The organism is Synechococcus sp. CC9311 (assembly GCF_000014585.1).
In the GTDB taxonomy this organism is placed as follows: domain Bacteria; phylum Cyanobacteriota; class Cyanobacteriia; order PCC-6307; family Cyanobiaceae; genus Synechococcus_C.
In genome coordinates this window covers 187,196-203,082 of sequence record NC_008319.1, presented here as the reverse complement: position 1 = coordinate 203,082, position 15,887 = coordinate 187,196, and the positions used below count along the sequence as shown (strand labels likewise).

Genomic DNA, 15,887 nt, shown 5'->3' with positions numbered 1-15,887 from the left:
CCTCACTTGGATCGGCAACACAAACACGTCCTCAGCGTCGGACATTGCGCTTTAAGAAAGGGCAACTAGAGCAAAGCATGCATCAAGGCAACGACAGCCCTCAACTAAGCCAATAAATCGTTCTCCACTGCAGCAGCTACCGCAGCACCAGCCCCATTCACACCATCGCCCCGCTGCCACTCGGGCACCAGCTGCGCCAGCAAGGCCAGCGCGCCCTCTACATCCTGCGCCGCAATAGCTGCCTCCAAGGCATCCAATTGAGGCCAAAGCACATGGGGAGGTATCGAACGTTCCTCTGCCCGATAAATCAAGGGATGGGCTGTGGGCTGAGATTCAGCATCAATCAACAGCTCTTCGTAGAGCTTCTCGCCGGGTCGCAAGCCGGTGCAAATGATCTCGATGTCCCCATCTGGATGGCCGGCATCGCGCAGTGACAACCCACTCAGGCGCACCATCTGCTCAGCCAGGGCTTTGATCCGCACCGGTTCGCCCATGTCGAGCAGGAACACATCTCCACCTTGGGCGAGAACCGAAGACTGCAGCACCAACGTGGCAGCCTCGGGGATGGTCATGAAATAGCGAATGATCTCCGGGTGGGTGAGTGTGATCGGCCCACCGGCAGCGATCTGGCGGCGAAACAAAGGCACCACCGATCCCGATGAGCCGAGCACGTTGCCGAAGCGCACCATTGAAAAACGAGTGCTGCTTCCCTCGGTGGCATGGGCCTGAACGACCAATTCGGCCAGCCGTTTGGACGAACCCATCACGTTGGTAGGGCGAACGGCTTTGTCGGTGGAGATCAAAACCACCTGGTGGACGCCAACGGCCATGGCAGCGCGACACACCTGAACAGTGGAACCCACGTTGTTGGACAGGCCCGCCAATGGATTGGCCTCCACCAGTGGAACGTGTTTGTAGGCCGCAGCGTGAAAGACCAGCTCGACGGACTGATCTTCAAACAAACGGTGCAGCTGCGTGTCGGTGGCACTGCCCAGCACTGCCTTGAGCTCGGTTCTTCCCGGCACCAGCGAACAGAGCTCCTGCTCAATCGCATACAGCGCCGGCTCGCTGCTCTCCAGAAGCACCAACCGCGCCGGAGATAAGGCCAGGATCTGACGGCAGAGCTCCGAGCCAATCGAGCCGCCTGCTCCTGTAACGCAAACCACAGCATCACGAATGCCTGGCCCAAGCAGATGGGGATCGGCCGGCACCTCATCGCGACCGAGCAGATCTTCAATCGCGATTGGCCGCAAAGCATCGATGCGGGCGTGACCGGAGGTGAGGTCATCCACCGAAGGCACCTGCAACACACCGATGCCACGTCGCTGGAGGTCGTCGACGATGCGACGACGTTCGCTGCGGGGCAAGGAGGGGATCGCCAGCAGCACCTGATCAACGGAGTCCTCCAGATCCTTCAACACCTGGGGAGGTTGGATACCAACACCGTTGATGGATCGACTCCAGTAATTCGGGTTGTCGTCGAGGAAAGTGATGATCCTGTGGTTGCCCGCCAAACGCAGGGCAGCCGCCAACTGGGCTCCGGCTGCACCAGCGCCATAGATGGCGACGCGCAACTGCTGTTTGTGATGAATAGAGCGCAAATTCAGCAACAGATCCCGCAGCGCAAAGCGCACGGCCCCTGTGAAACCGGTAAGCAGCAACCACAACAGAATCCAGCTGCTGCGGGGCGGCATCGGCAGCCCTAGCATCAAACCAAGACCAGCTAGCAAAAGCACCAGGAGACCATTGCGCCCGGCCAGGCGATAGAGGTCAGCACTACCGACATAGCGGGTTAGGCCCTTGTATTGCCCCGTGAATGCATACAACGGAAGGCCAACAAGGAGCACAGCCATCAACAACCAACTGCCAGCGGCCATGAAGACTGGGTGGAACGGATGTGCCAGGCGCAACCAGAAGCTGAGCCAGACGGCCAGGGGCAACAACAGAGCATCGATGCCCATCAACAAGAAGCGGCGGGCCCTGGGCGGAAAGCGAACCACCTGATTGACGACAGGAACGGGATAGATACGCGACAACTCAGCAAATTTCAATTAAGGGAGGCAACAGCTAACGGGACTGCAACTTTCAGATCAAACCATCCACCATGGGCTATGGGCTGAGATCACGTCTCAGACTCGCTGAACGTTGGCTTCGTTGCGATCGAATTGGTGGAAGAACTCAACACGATTACTACGATCATCTCCAAAACGCTTAGGGGAAACCTACTAGGGCTTGCTGTTGAACTCGCAGAGCCGTGCGTTTTATCGCTTGAGCTGGTCGGTATTGCTCCTCAGCTGCTTCACTCGCCACTTTGAGGGGTTGGTATGTTTCTGAATGCTGGGATCGTGTTGCCAGTTAAGCGTCTGTAAGAATAAGCGCGATCGAGGCAACTAGGAACCACACGCCCATTGCTACTGAAGCTGCAGGTTGATGCCTGCTGGGATGGAGATGTGGTCATAAGAGCTGAGCTGAGCGATCAAGGCAACCACGAAACCCACGTAAGCCTGGATGATTCCCTGGCGATCAAAGCAAGGGCGGCGCAAGCAAGGGAAGCATCAGCGGTCTAACCAAAAACACAAAAAGCGCCGTAGCCAGTTGATCGCCGTAACGGAGGCCAGCAGAGAGCTTGTTGCGATCATCAAGAAACCCCACAACGGTCAGAAGCGGAAGCAACGTCAACCCGCTGAAGGAAACGCCAGCAGGAACGCCCCAGAGCAACGCGAAAGGCCAGCGCGGTCACGTGCGAAAAGTCCACCTCACCTCCGCGGGGGGGGGGGGGGGGGGGCAGCAGCAGCAGCGGGCGTTTGGTTGATCCAACAACTGACAGTGCAGCTGCGGGATCGGAATCCAAAGGTCCAGGCCACTACCGAGAGCCGAAAACAGAAGGACCGCGAAAGGCAGAGAGACGAAGGAGTGAAGGGAACTAAAGGGTTTGAGATTTCGACAGACAGGTGTTAATTGGGAAGCTGAACAATGTTGAAAACCAGCCCTTAACTTGGATTTGAGGTCAAGCACGCGGGAAAATAAAACCGGGCAAGCCGACACAAAGCATTATTCCGAAATTGTTCTCGCAGTTGTAATAAGCCAAGCTGAAAGCTTCTAGACCATGGCTGCGGACTCTACGAGTGAACGACCGTGATTCGAAATCATTAAAAGCATCCCGCAAAGAAAGGTCCAAGCAATCACCCTGCCGTTGAACTTCCTGTGTAATTTCTATTAGTGTCAAACAGCCTTGCATGCGACGTTTTCAGTACACCTCGCCCGAATAAGTACTTCTAAAGTCAAAACACCAAGTCCCAAATGGTCGGTAAGCAATTCAAAGGAAAAGCCTCTCTCGAATAGCCCCTGAAATAATTCATGACCCAAGTCCAAACAAGAACCACTCCACGCAACTAGCCAATCTTTACGGTACGGGGGCTCGGAGTTTGCGGGCTTGGATTCCTACAGAGCCCTTCTTGAGCGTCCTGGCTCATATGCTAAATGTTAGTTGCTGAGGAACTAAAAGATGGAAAGAATCCCGTACCCGAAAAGCCTTCAAGATGAACTAAACCACACCAACCCTGACCTGGACCTCCTGTACATTGTTACCAAAGGATTACCCTGCTCCTACTACATCTTCAGCAAATACGGATAAATTAAAATAAACTTAATATCCGATCTATCTGATGAGAGGAATCTAAGTTAACTTTCAGAAGACCATCCTATCGTTGCATGGAAATCAAGATGTACAAAAGGTAGGTTTAACCTCTGAGCTGCTGCCACAACTGGCGGGATAGCAGTCATCTAATTGACTGAAATACACTTGTTTGGAGCGAGTAAGGAAGCAAGGTAAACACTGAATAAGACAACGAAGTGAAGGAAATTAGAAGAACTTTGATAAACGGAAACGCATCAAGCGAGTCCGAAGATTGTATTCGGGGTTTTAATTAAGAAGTGGTTGGCTTACCAAGCGGAAATTTCGTCTCATGCAATAGAGTAATGAGATATGAGCAGAGGCGGCATGAGGTTGGCTGACAAGAGGGTACTTGTTACAGGTGCTGGCGGCATTCTTGGGTCGCGTTTTGCCGACGCAGTACTATCTGAAGGCGGCAAAATAGTGCTAGCAGAAGTCAACTCTGAAAGACTTAAGGAGATCCATGAGCAGATGACAGCTCGTCACAAAAAGGAGAATATCTTAGCTATAAGCTGTGACTGTGGAAATGAAGAAGAGGTTGTCAGGGCATTCGCAAAGGTCGAGAAAGACTTTGGAGGAGTAGATGTTGTTATAAACAATGCTACAGCACCCATAAAGAACCCAAAAGAGTTTTTTGCCAATCTGACTGATTTTTCATTGGAAGAATGGCGGAGGCAAAATTCGGTGAACCTAGATGCATGCTTTTTAGTTGCGCGTGAAGCCGTGAAAAGTTTTCTGAAGAAAAAAGACGGATCAGGAGGATCATTGATACAGATGAGCTCTGTCATGGGAGTCATGGGTCATGACAAGAGAATTTACAAAAATGCATTGTATGAAGGAAATGCAATCAATACACCAGTCGCTTACAGCACAGCGAAAGCAGGTGTCCTGGGATTAATGAGATGGATAGCAGTTGAATATGCAGACAAAAAGATACGGTCGAATGCAATTGCACCAGGAGGCATCTTTAGCGGACAGAATGATGAATTTGTAGATAGGTACAGCGCAAGAGTACCTATGGGGAGAATGGGAAGAGACACAGAGATAACAGGCGCACTGCTTTACCTTGCCAGTGATGAAGCCTCATACATGACAGGTCAATGCCTGCTTGTTGATGGTGGACTAGGTGCATGGTGAAACAAGAGAATAGTAAGCGAAAAATTGCCAAGCTAGCACTAGCATGCTCCTCCCCTGGTGGAGCAGCATTGATAAAGGAAACTATTGGCTACTTAGCAAAGAAACGAGACATAGAAATAGAGGTGGTAATGGTCGAAGAACCGGCGTGGAGAATATTGGAGAATGTTTGCAAGTTAAATAATATAAGAGCAGCAATTTCAACCAATGCGAGATACACTAAGCACGAATCTGACAAGAAACAGGAGTACATGAAATGGGTCCTCGAGACGATTGGGGACGCACAAATAGATGCTGTAATAACAGGGCTAAGCGGTTTGGATATGGGAGTAGATGAGACATTGCAGTTAATTGGTTCTAGACAAAGAAAAATCCGCTACACGCTTCAGGATACGCCTGGTTGGGTTGTGGATGGCATAGCAGGTCCATCACCGACTTACTTCGTACAGATTGCGGGAAAGGAAAAAGAAATGACTGAAAAGGGCGTACACAGATCGATTTGTGTAGGAGAATTAAAAATGAAAGAGATGAAGTACAAAGCCGAGAGACTGTTAAAGAAAGTTGGACAGAATGAAATTACGACAAACAGAGTATTGTTTATAGGTCAACCACTATGGCAACTACAAGGTTATAGAAAAACCCTAGAAAAACTCCATAGTGTGGTGGCAGACTTAGGGAAGGATGGAATAGACTACGTAAGCCATCCTCTTGAAGGAAAGGAACAGGCAATTGCAAGTGGATTAGTAAAAGTAACAAGCAGAGGCCTACTAGAACTAGTGCTTGAATACAAATATATAGTAACCTGCTTTTCGACCGGACTAAAGGAAGCGGCTATGATAAATATGGCAGCAAAGAGAAAGTTACCCAGACTAATCTATGCAATTGGAGAGAAGGATGTCAGGGCGTCGTATGTCGAAAATGGCCAGTCAATAAGCGAACTAGTCAAAGATAGCTGGTTTGCGGAGGTTATAGACAGAGAGCTAACCTTAGGAGATTTCAAGACGGAGATATGGGGTAATAAGACGATTGAATTTAGCGAGCCAAAGACAGAAGAGATCTACAAGACGATAGTTAGGGATTACAAAAAAAGATTATTCTTGCCAAAGAATTATGCGGCAGACAGCCAGCTTGATACAAGCCGAAGGCAATTAGGGTCAAGTCACAGTTGGGCGGAAGAAATAAGGGAGGCACTAAGAAAATGCGGGCTGGGAGAAGCCAATAGTGAAATCAGAAGACTAAGCACATTGCATGATGAATCCGAGACTGTGTACATAAGAGGCAACACAAAAGAGTCGGGCAATATATTCATAAAACTAATAGATACCAGAGAGGTTGAGCAAACTAAAAATGCACTATTAATGGTTCAAGAGATAGGGGAAGGATGTGCACAGGTTGAAACGGTATTGACAAAGGATCCCGTATACATAGAGACAAAAAACAAATATATGGCAGTGACGCAGTGGATTGACAGCACAGAAATAGATTGCGAAGACGAGGATAATCTCAAAAAAATCGGCAGCGCACTTGGTTTGCTTCATAAGAGAATGAAAACCTTAGTTTTCAAGCGGGAGTTAGCAATCGAGAGACAAAGATGGATTGTTGATGCCTGGCACGAAGTTGCTAAAACTGACTTGCTAGAAAAAAAGTGCAGTACGTTGTCAAAGAAAATCAAAGAAGAAATCAGCAAACGCGCCAACAGAGTAAGCAGAGAAACGAATAAGCAATTTATTCATGGGGATTTGAATAAGGGCAACATCTTATGTACAAGGCAAGGAGGTATAATATTTATAGATTTTGAGGAGGCCACGTCGAGTTGGCTTCCATTTTATGTAGATCTGGCTATTGTTATTGAGAGATTGTGCATGTTATCCGGTAGAAACAGCATAAAAAGATGCAGGGTATTACTTAGTGAATACTTCAAAGTAGTTGAATGGAGATTACCAAGAGTTGAAGCGCTCAACGATGGCAGAGCATACGCAATTGCCAGGTCCTTTGGTATATTATCTCAATCTAGACTATATGGTTTAGATTGGCCAGAGTATGAATGGACAAAGTTCTGCAAGCTTACTAAGCATATGATAGATGAGAAAAAAATCTTGAGAGACTTGTCAGTAGATTTTACTAATTAATGGCACAAACTCATGAATTAATGGAAATAGGTGCCCTTGTAGTCGGGTTTGGATCGATCGGAAGGAAACACGCACGATTGCTCAAGGAGGTAGGCGCAAGGGTTAGCGTGGTAACAAGATCATGCAGGGAGGTAGAACGGGACAGTGCATACACTTATTTTGAGTCAATAGGGGATGTAAATATGAAAGAAATAAGATATATAGTAATAGCAGTTGAAACATCGAGACATATTGAGTGTATGCTCAATGCGCTCAGATTAAACAAGCGAGCAAGGATAATGGTTGAAAAGCCACTTGCCGCTGAGTCTAAGCAGCTGGTTGACTTGGGGTTGACGATAGAGGATAAAGAGAGAGTGTTTATTGGCTTTAATCTAAGATATTTACCCGTGGTGAAGAAGTCGAAGGAATTATGCAAACAACAGGACAAAAAATTTACGAGAGCAGAATTTTTTAGCCACAGTTACCTGCCGCATTGGCGCGACATTGACTATAGAAAAAGTAGCTCAGCACGATGGTCTACCGGAGGTGGAGTTCTAAGAGATTTGTCACATGAGCTTGATCTGATGCAGTGGCTTTGTGGAACTCCACATAAACTGAATATATATGGTGGTCACTTGTCTAATCTCGAGTGTGAGGTTGAGGATACTATTTATATCGTTGGAAGCTGTAAGCAGGCAGGACTTGTATCAATTGGCCTGTCATACACGCAGCATTTTGAAACGAGAGGTTTTTCACTAATTAGTAACAATGAAACTCTGGTTACGGATCTTATGTCTGGTAAAATTATAAAGAGTAGTAGCAATGGAACAGAATTAATCGAATGTCCCTGCGAGGATTTTGACGATACATACAGGAAAATGCATAGAGATATAATACAAGAAGGTGGAGGGGAGTGCGCGAGATATATCGATGGCCAATTGAATATAAAATGCATAGAAGATTTGGACCGGGAGCTGGGGATGCATGAAAAGTAAAAAGGTTTTATTTGTCGCTTATGGAGCCGCTCACATTAGATCAGTTTTGCCCATTGCGAAATATCTAGATGAGAATAAGAACTGGAATATTAATCCGGTGGTTTTGGCACTAACGACAGGTTATAGGGAGTCATTGGCGTCAGGTGTCGAGACTATTGGATACAAAGATTTGGGAGTTATGACAATTGAAGAGTTAGACGCCGGTAAAAGATTAGTTGAGAAAGGAAACTTTGGTTATAGTGTGAGCGAGGAGGAGAGTATCGCTTATCTAGGGAAGAACTATTACGATTTAGTAAAGCAATATGGAAAAGTAGATGCAGCTTCGATGTACAGACAGAGGGGGCGAAGCTGCTTCTTCCCAATAAATACCGCACTTATAGCGTTAGAAGAGCTGATGGTTGACATGGTCATATCGACTAACGCTCCAAGATCTGAAAAAGCATTTTTGGATGCTGCCAGGAGGCTAGGGATACCTTCAATTGTTATATGGTCATCACTAGCTAAACATGAGATAGAGTGGGTAGGGAAAGAGTCCTTCACTGATTATGTATGCGTGGACAGTAAATACAGTTACAACAAAATGTTAGAAGCAGGAAGACCAAAAGAAGAGATCAGAATCACAGGAAACCCTCAGTTTGAACAACTATTGAAACCACGAAGAAAGAATGAAATAGAGAAGCTAAGAAAGCGCAAGGGTTGGGGTCCAAACGACAGAGTCTTACTCTTTGCTCAACAAAACGAACCAGATGAACATCCTTTTACAGGTAAGGCTGGTGATCCTCAGTTGCCACGGAGGCTAAACAAAATGTTGATAGATTCAATGAAAAGGTGTGCGGAGTCCGTAAAGCTATGTATTCGCTATCATCCCAATCAAGAAATAATCGTGGAGGATGAGATTGAAGGGCTATCATTTAGTGACCAGCATGAGGATCTATCAGACTTACTCTATAGTGTTGATGGAGTTTTTACCTGTTCGTCTTCAGTTGGATATCAAGCTATTCTGCTTGGTAAACCAGTTGTTCAGGGAATGTTCTCTATGTTTTCTAGTGATGTAGATTTTAAAATGATAGGCAATAGCATGACTATCAACGCGGAAAATGAATTGGATCATATGTGGTATTGCATTGCTAATGATTGCTTACCAAAACCATTAAGAAATGAATCGATAACCGAGAGCCCTGTTAGGTCAATTGTGGAACTAATAGCGGTGAATTTTCAATGATAAGGATTGCAGATCTGGTTCTCAGCCTAATTTTACTCATGGTGGCGATTCCACTTTTAGCTGTGGCTACATTCTTAATATCAGTAGAATCAAGAGGGTGGCCAGTATTCAGTCAAGTCAGAATTGGGAAATACGGAAAAGAATTTATAATTTATAAGTTAAGGACAATGTATGTTAATGCATCGAAAGATGGCAACTTTGCCACAAAAAAAGGTGATAAGAGAATAACAAGAGTTGGTGGGTTTCTGAGAGCGACGAGTATTGACGAGCTGCCCCAACTGATCAACGTAATTAGAGGCGATATGAGTTTTGTTGGGCCAAGGCCTGACGTACCTACCCAGAAAGAAATGTATACTGAAAGGGAATTTATTTTCAGGCATAGTGTTCAGCCAGGCATTACAGGATTAGCTCAGATTCGAGGTCGATCTGGTGCTACTCATGAAATTAGACTAAAGAATGATTGTGAGTGGGTAGAGAAGCGCTCGTTTACTCTCTACCTAAAAATACTGATGATAACGGTGTATAGTGTCTTAACGAAATTGGCACATTGATCTGTCATATGAAAAGGATTTGTACAATTTGTGCACGAGCCGGCTCAAAACGATTAGCAAATAAAAATATTGCGCCGCTGAATGGTCATCCTCTCATCGCTTATGCAATAGCAGCTGCTCACGAGTCTAAGTTATTCAGAAAAATCGTAGTAACAAGCGATAGTCGTGAGTATTTGGAAATAGCAAGCAGATATGGAAACATAGCGTGCGTATATAGAAATGCTGAGTTATCCAATTCTGCAATATCAAAGACTAGAGCAATTTATGATGCTGTACTTAAGTGCGAACAATGTGAGGGTATACAGTACGATACTATAGTTGATCTCGATGTCACTGCTCCATTGAGAGCAGCAGCAGATGTCATTGCTGCAGTCAAAGCTTTAGAGAAAGATAAGTTTGCTGAAAGCCTGGTATCTGTAACAGAATCAAAGGTGACGCCGTTCTCAAATTTGTTTTATGTCGACCAACAAGGATTTTTAATGCCAATGTTAAGCCCTGAGGAAGTAAATGAGCACACTGGTTCAACAAAGATGTGCTTTGCTTTAAATGCTGCGATATATGCATGGAAGCGAGATAGTTTTATGGAGCACCCACGAACATTTACCAAAAAGACACTAGCATTTATAATGGCAGAATATACACGATTTGATATTGACGGACCAATTGATCTTGAATTTGTAGAATTTTTGATATTAAAGATGCCAAATCGATTTGTAAGGCCAATGCAGATTAAACTACAAGGAGAGAAGGACCGCGAATGAGCCTAAGAGACATCTGCATTGGAACTCAGGTCCTTGGTGAAGGACATCTTCCAATTATTCTACCGGATATAGATATGTTTTTTAACGGAGACCTAGAAATAGCGCGTGGCTTAATAGAGAGTGTATCAAAGTCAGGCTTACGGACAATTAAGACGGCAATATTAGAAGACCCAATGGTTGTATTTGACACACCAGCTGAGGAGCGTTACTTGTGTAGAGACGGAAGCTATAAGTCTGTCAATTATAGATCCCTAATACAGAAGAAGGTAATGACATTAGATCAGCATCGTGAACTGTTTAATTTAATCAAGTCTTATGGTTTAAATTTTATAGTATCAGTCTATACGCTTGAGTCTGTTGACTTTGCGGTAAGCGAGGGTGCTATTGCGATAAAAATAGCCTCGTCAAATATTAACTTTCTTCCGCTAATAGAGAAGAGCGCTAGAACTGGGTTGCCGCTTTTAATTGATACAGGAAAATCAACACTATGCGAGATATTTGAGGCAAGACATGCTGCTTATTCAGCCAATCAAGATGTGAAACTGATTTTTGAGCATAGTCCTGCCGCTCCACCAGCACCAATAGAGAGACAGGATCTAAGCTTTATGAACTATCTATCGAACCTACTAGGTGAACATGCAGGATTGTCTCACCACTCTGATGACTTACTAATGATCATAGCTAGCGTTGCGATCGGGGCTAAAGTAATTGAGTTTGGCTTATGTCGGGATAATGAGGCTGATGACCAAGATGTTTTTCACGCGGTAAAAGAGGGGCAACTGATGCAGCTTGTAGAAAACATAAACAGAGTAAATATTGCACTTGGCGACCCGTACTCAAGGATCGATAACGAGGTAATGCCTAATAATGGTAGGATGAGCTTACGTGCCAAACAGGGATTAATAGCAGGCACGAGAATGAATTTAGAGAATGTATCGTTCTCATTCCCACCAATAGGGATACCAGCTAACGAATGGGCTAGAGTACAAGGAAAAATTTTGAAACGAAATGTTCAGGCTGGAATGCCCATTTGCAATAACGATGTTGAGTATGAATAGGGATGAGAGTCAAAAAATTTAAAGCGTGGGCAATCATATTGTTGATTGCATTAGCATTCATTAATGCGACCAGAATTAGATCAGGATATTTTGACCTTAACGAAATAAACCTGCAAGATGGAGCTTTTATACAAATAAAGCAAACATTTGAGTTTATTCAAAGCGGTGGTGCAGTTACAAGGGCACTAGAGAATCCTATCTTTGTTACTCATTTGGTAAGAGTTGCCATATTTATTCCATTTTCATATCTTGGCAGTCTGGGACATGGTCAGGGGCTTGAATATGTACTACTAATTCTTATAAGCTTACCCGTGGTAATGAGATACTACAAGAGGTCAAATGACATAATTTATTTGGCACCTCTAGTACTTCCATTCCTAATAAGTTATCGATCGTTTCTTGCTGCTCTTGCTATTGGTTATGTAGTAATAGCGATAACAAGCAAAGGCAATATATTGTTTTTATTATTTGGGGTAACCTTGTCTCTTTTAAGCACGGCAGTTATGGTGCAGAGCTCGTTATTGATCCTCATTTACCGTAAGAAAATTAGCTGCCTTCTAAGGAATAATCCAGTTGCAATAGTGCCATTAATTGCTTTTCTGGGAATAACATTACTAGTAACTCTTGTAAAGATTCAAGGTTTCGTGGGTGGCTTGGACGGTTACACGTCTGAGTACGGCTCGGATGGTATTCAGAGTGCAATTACAAGAAGCACTCTTGTTATTGGTTTAGCAAAGGGCAGTCTGAGAGGATATTTATCACTAGCAATAGCCTTATTATTAATAATCAGTTTAGTGCGCCTTGGCAACTCTCGTAATAAAGAGCTTAAGACTTATTTTAGAATCTTGTCCTGCCTAGCACCTGGGCTTTTGTTTGAAGGGCTTGGCATAGTCTCGATATTGTTCCCAATCCTATGGATGGTTAGAGGAGTGCACCTTATTGAGCTGGGTGAATTTAACAGAGGGTACATCAGAAAGTCCGTTAAATCGTGCAAGGCAACTTACACCAGAGATGATTGCACAAGTGTATAATGAGATGGTCTGTAAGAGGTAGTGTGATAAAGCAAAAAATAAACACTACCAATACTTGCCAAGAATTTGATAGCTTAAGAGCTGCACTAGTAAAACTAGAAGCGAGCAAGGTCAAGCTGATAGTTGTGATTGGTGAGCACGGTCAGATAGTGAGGACAGTCTCAGACGGGGATATCAGGCGTGCATTGATCTCAGGAATGAGTTTGGATGATAGTGTATCAAAATTACCAACTCGCAATCCGGTAGTTTGTCAAGAGGATTCAGACGAATCTGAAGTTGTCGCCGCAATGAATAATAATAGCGTCAATACAATTATTCAAGTAGACTCTAAAGATTTACCTGTTTTCCTAATTAATAAAAAGGACTTAGAGGGCAGCATTCTTCTTTCGTCGCCTCATCTTGGCGAAAGTGAAACAAACTATGTTCAGGATGCAATTGACTCTAACTGGATTGCACCGATAGGACCATATTTAAATAGATTTGAACAAGATCTATCAGCTATTTGCGATAGGAGCCATGCAATTGCGGTGGCTTCTGGCACAGCCGGATTGCATCTAGCCATTAGAGCACTTATGATTAAGCAAGATAAGAGAATTTATGTTTCTGACCTTACTTTTATAGGAAGCGTACAGCCAATATTGATTGAGAAGCACGAACCGGTATTCATAGACTGTGAGCCTGGGACATGGAATATGTCAACAAAAGCGCTAGAGCGCCAATTGAAGCTAGATAAAGATAGAAACAGGCTCCCTGGAGCAATTATTGTTGTACATCTGTATGGACAGCCAGCGAATATATTGGAAATATGCAAGATTGCAAATGCTTACGATGTTCCGATAATCGAAGATGCTGCAGAGAGTCTAGGAGCAACAGTAAATGGAGAGGCTAGTGGTTGTCATGGACTAATAAGTGTATATTCGTTTAATGGGAATAAGATAATAACAACATCCTCTGGAGGTGCTGTTGTTACTAATTGCCCCAAGATAGCGAGTAAAATTAGATATCTTGCAACGCAGGGGCGTGATAATTGTTTACATTACCAGCATAGTTCAATTGCCTATAATTATAGAATGTCAAACGTACTGGCAGCACTGGGAGTGGGTCAACTAGAGGTGCTTAAGGATAGGGTCAAGGCAAGGAGAAATATATTTTCACGTTACGTGCAGAGTTTAACGAGAGTTCCAGGAATTAGTTTTCAACAAGAAGTTCCAGACACATTAGGCAATAGATGGATAACTGCAATAGAGATTGAGCCAAGGTCAGAGAATCTCCACCCCTTTGCAATAATGAAAATTCTAAAGTCAGAGGGAATAGACGCAAGGCCAGGCTGGAAACCTATGCATATGCAGCCTATATGCTATGGGTATGACTACATTCCACATGACGAGCAAACAAGTTACTCAGAGCGACATTTTATGCGATCTATATGTCTGCCAAGTGGTTCTAATATGCCGTCACGTTCTCAAGACAGAGTCATAAGTGCAATCCTTCAAATTCTGACAAAGGAGACAAATTAATGTGTGGCATCTTCGGTGGTTTCTCTTTTGAAGCAAGTGCTTTCTCAGGTGAGCTACCTGTGATGATGGCTAAGTCGATATTGCACCGAGGGCCGGATAATACGGGCTATTGGAGTAATGAAGAAGCACTACTTGGGAATTGTAGACTTTCGATTATTGACTTATCTAAGAATGGCAATCAGCCATTTTATTCAAAGAACAAGGATATAGTCGTAGTGCAAAATGGAGAAATATACAATTATATTGAATTGAGAGATTTGTTGATTGGAGAGGGCGCTTGCTTCCAGTCAGATAGTGACACTGAGGTTGTATTGCATGCATACGCGATATGGGGGCCTGATTTTGTTAGTAGGTTGAATGGAATGTTTTCGATTGCTATTTATGATTCACGAGTTTCTACAGCCGTGTTGCGCTTATACCGTGACCGACTTGGAGTAAAGCCCCTTTACTATTGTATTGACGGTGGTTGCTTATGGTTTGGATCAGAAATTAAGGCTATTTTAGCGGCAGGAGTCAAAGCCAATCCCAATTATAATGCATTAAGAAGTTACTTCGCGCTAAACTATATTCCTCCTCCGCAAACAGCTTTTGCGAATATCTATCACCTTCAGCCAGGCCATTCGGCGGCGATCACTAAAAGTGGTGTTAAATTAAACAGATATTGGGATTGTAATGATATAGGATTAAATGAAGATATAACGACGGCTGAAGCAAAGTCGGGAATAATTACTTTATTGGATGATGCTGTTCGCATACGACTTAGAAGTGATGCTCCGTTTGGTGCGTTCCTTTCTGGAGGACTTGACAGCTCCAGTGTGGTTGGACTTATGAGCCTGTATAAGGAGTCGCCTACAAAGACGTTCTCTATAGGCTTTGAAGACGCTCGATATGACGAGACAAGTTATGCAGAAATGGCATCGAAGCGATTTGGAACTTACCATTCGACCAAGATCATGAGTGAGAATGCATTAGACATATGGTCAAAATTCATATGGCATTGTGACCAGCCTCATGGAGATATTTCTTTCATACCGACATATCAAGTCTCGGAAAATGCGTCTCAGGAAGTAAAGATGGTTTTAACTGGTGATGGCGGAGATGAATTATTCGCTGGCTATGACAAATATGCAAGTTTCTTCAGTGGTGAGTGTGATAGAAGTCATCCGAGATGGTTTAGCGATTATGCACAATTTACAGGTCTAATAGAAGCAGATATGGCAAAGAGACTGTTCAAGGGTGAAATAAAAGCAAGTTTCGAGGAGAACGATCCTTACGCTCCAATCACTGAATCAATGTTACGTTTTGGTCAAGATGACCATATCAACAAAGTTCTGTATGCTGATACAGTAAATCTCTTGCCAGGAAACAATCTTGTAAAACCAGATAGAATGGCAATGGCGCACTCGTTAGAAGTCCGCTCGCCATTCTTGGACTATCGGTTAGTCGAGTACGCGTTTTCTCTGCCTGGTAAAATGAAACTTAAGGGCACGGAAACAAAGTATATTTACAAGATGGCCGTAGAAGAATTACTAGGTGAAACACTAACGTGGCGAAAAAAACAAATGTTTACAGTTCCTGTTGGCGATTGGTTCAGGGGGCATTTAGCCGATTTTTGCTCTAGAATTTTATTAGATAATAGGTCACTTTCTAGGGGACTATACGCAGAAAGCGTGTTACGCGAAGTAATTGAAGACCACACAAGTGCACGCAAGAATTACACGCGGCTGTTGAGAGCATTAATTTCTCTTGAGATTTGGTTCAGATTGTTTATTGATCAGGATATGTCTAATTTAGAGCTAATCACGTCAAAATAGGCATTATCCTGAAAGTAATGCGA

Annotated in this window: 14 protein-coding genes; 11 read left to right on the top strand and 3 right to left on the bottom strand. The window is 44.1% G+C overall.

Annotated features, from left to right (window positions below; all coding sequences use genetic code 11):
* Positions 1-104: 104 nt before the first annotated feature.
* The 3 genes from SYNC_RS00925 to SYNC_RS14115 form a co-directional block, all read right to left on the bottom strand.
* Positions 105-2,051: a nucleoside-diphosphate sugar epimerase/dehydratase gene (locus tag SYNC_RS00925; RefSeq protein WP_011618177.1), complete on the bottom strand. Its 1,947-nt coding sequence runs from the start codon at positions 2,049-2,051 to the stop codon at positions 105-107.
* A 360-nt stretch (positions 2,052-2,411) separates the two neighbouring features.
* Positions 2,412-2,543, bottom strand: coding sequence for a hypothetical protein (locus SYNC_RS15105; RefSeq protein WP_011618175.1), 132 nt, complete (start codon positions 2,541-2,543; stop codon positions 2,412-2,414).
* Positions 2,524-2,718, bottom strand: a complete 195-nt coding sequence (locus SYNC_RS14115) for a hypothetical protein (RefSeq protein ID WP_011618174.1) — start codon at positions 2,716-2,718, stop codon at positions 2,524-2,526. The genes SYNC_RS15105 and SYNC_RS14115 overlap by 20 nt, the downstream gene beginning before the upstream one ends.
* Positions 2,719-3,219: 501 nt before the next feature.
* On the opposite strand from SYNC_RS14115, the gene SYNC_RS15245 reads away from it, so the two are divergent.
* The 11 genes from SYNC_RS15245 (at position 3,220) to asnB (ending at position 15,864) form a co-directional block, all read left to right on the top strand.
* Positions 3,220-3,279, top strand: coding sequence for a hypothetical protein (locus SYNC_RS15245; RefSeq protein ID WP_148201933.1), 60 nt, complete (start codon positions 3,220-3,222; stop codon positions 3,277-3,279).
* A 706-nt stretch (positions 3,280-3,985) separates the two neighbouring features.
* Positions 3,986-4,810: an SDR family oxidoreductase gene (locus tag SYNC_RS00915; protein ID WP_041426273.1), complete on the top strand. Its 825-nt coding sequence runs from the start codon at positions 3,986-3,988 to the stop codon at positions 4,808-4,810.
* Entirely contained in the window at positions 4,804-6,936 is a 2,133-nt protein-coding gene (locus tag SYNC_RS00910) for a phosphotransferase (RefSeq protein WP_011618171.1), read from the top strand. Before SYNC_RS00915 ends, SYNC_RS00910 begins: the two co-directional genes overlap by 7 nt.
* A complete protein-coding gene (locus SYNC_RS00905; RefSeq protein ID WP_041426272.1) occupies positions 6,936-7,910 on the top strand; it encodes a Gfo/Idh/MocA family protein in 975 nt (324 codons plus the stop codon). Before SYNC_RS00910 ends, SYNC_RS00905 begins: the two co-directional genes overlap by 1 nt.
* Positions 7,900-9,132 carry a hypothetical protein gene (locus tag SYNC_RS00900; RefSeq protein WP_011618169.1) on the top strand — a complete coding sequence of 411 codons (1,233 nt, stop codon included), beginning with the start codon at positions 7,900-7,902 and terminating at the stop codon, positions 9,130-9,132. Before SYNC_RS00905 ends, SYNC_RS00900 begins: the two co-directional genes overlap by 11 nt.
* Positions 9,129-9,683, top strand: a complete 555-nt coding sequence (locus tag SYNC_RS00895; RefSeq protein ID WP_011618168.1) for a sugar transferase — start codon at positions 9,129-9,131, stop codon at positions 9,681-9,683. Before SYNC_RS00900 ends, SYNC_RS00895 begins: the two co-directional genes overlap by 4 nt.
* 8 nt (positions 9,684-9,691) lie before the next feature.
* Positions 9,692-10,444 carry an acylneuraminate cytidylyltransferase family protein gene (locus tag SYNC_RS00890; protein ID WP_011618167.1) on the top strand — a complete coding sequence of 251 codons (753 nt, stop codon included), beginning with the start codon at positions 9,692-9,694 and terminating at the stop codon, positions 10,442-10,444.
* Positions 10,441-11,502, top strand: a complete 1,062-nt coding sequence (locus SYNC_RS13500; protein ID WP_011618166.1) for an N-acetylneuraminate synthase family protein — start codon at positions 10,441-10,443, stop codon at positions 11,500-11,502. The genes SYNC_RS00890 and SYNC_RS13500 overlap by 4 nt, the downstream gene beginning before the upstream one ends.
* Positions 11,503-11,504: 2 nt before the next feature.
* Positions 11,505-12,533 carry a hypothetical protein gene (locus SYNC_RS00880; RefSeq protein ID WP_041426270.1) on the top strand — a complete coding sequence of 343 codons (1,029 nt, stop codon included), beginning with the start codon at positions 11,505-11,507 and terminating at the stop codon, positions 12,531-12,533.
* Positions 12,533-14,050 (top strand): DegT/DnrJ/EryC1/StrS family aminotransferase, encoded by a 1,518-nt coding sequence (locus SYNC_RS00875; RefSeq protein WP_148201796.1) that lies wholly within the window; start codon positions 12,533-12,535, stop codon positions 14,048-14,050. Before SYNC_RS00880 ends, SYNC_RS00875 begins: the two co-directional genes overlap by 1 nt.
* The gene (gene asnB / locus SYNC_RS00870; RefSeq protein ID WP_011618163.1) at positions 14,050-15,864 is read left to right on the top strand and encodes an asparagine synthase (glutamine-hydrolyzing); all 1,815 of its coding nucleotides are present in this window, start codon (positions 14,050-14,052) and stop codon (positions 15,862-15,864) included. Before SYNC_RS00875 ends, asnB begins: the two co-directional genes overlap by 1 nt.
* Positions 15,865-15,887: the final 23 nt, after the last annotated feature.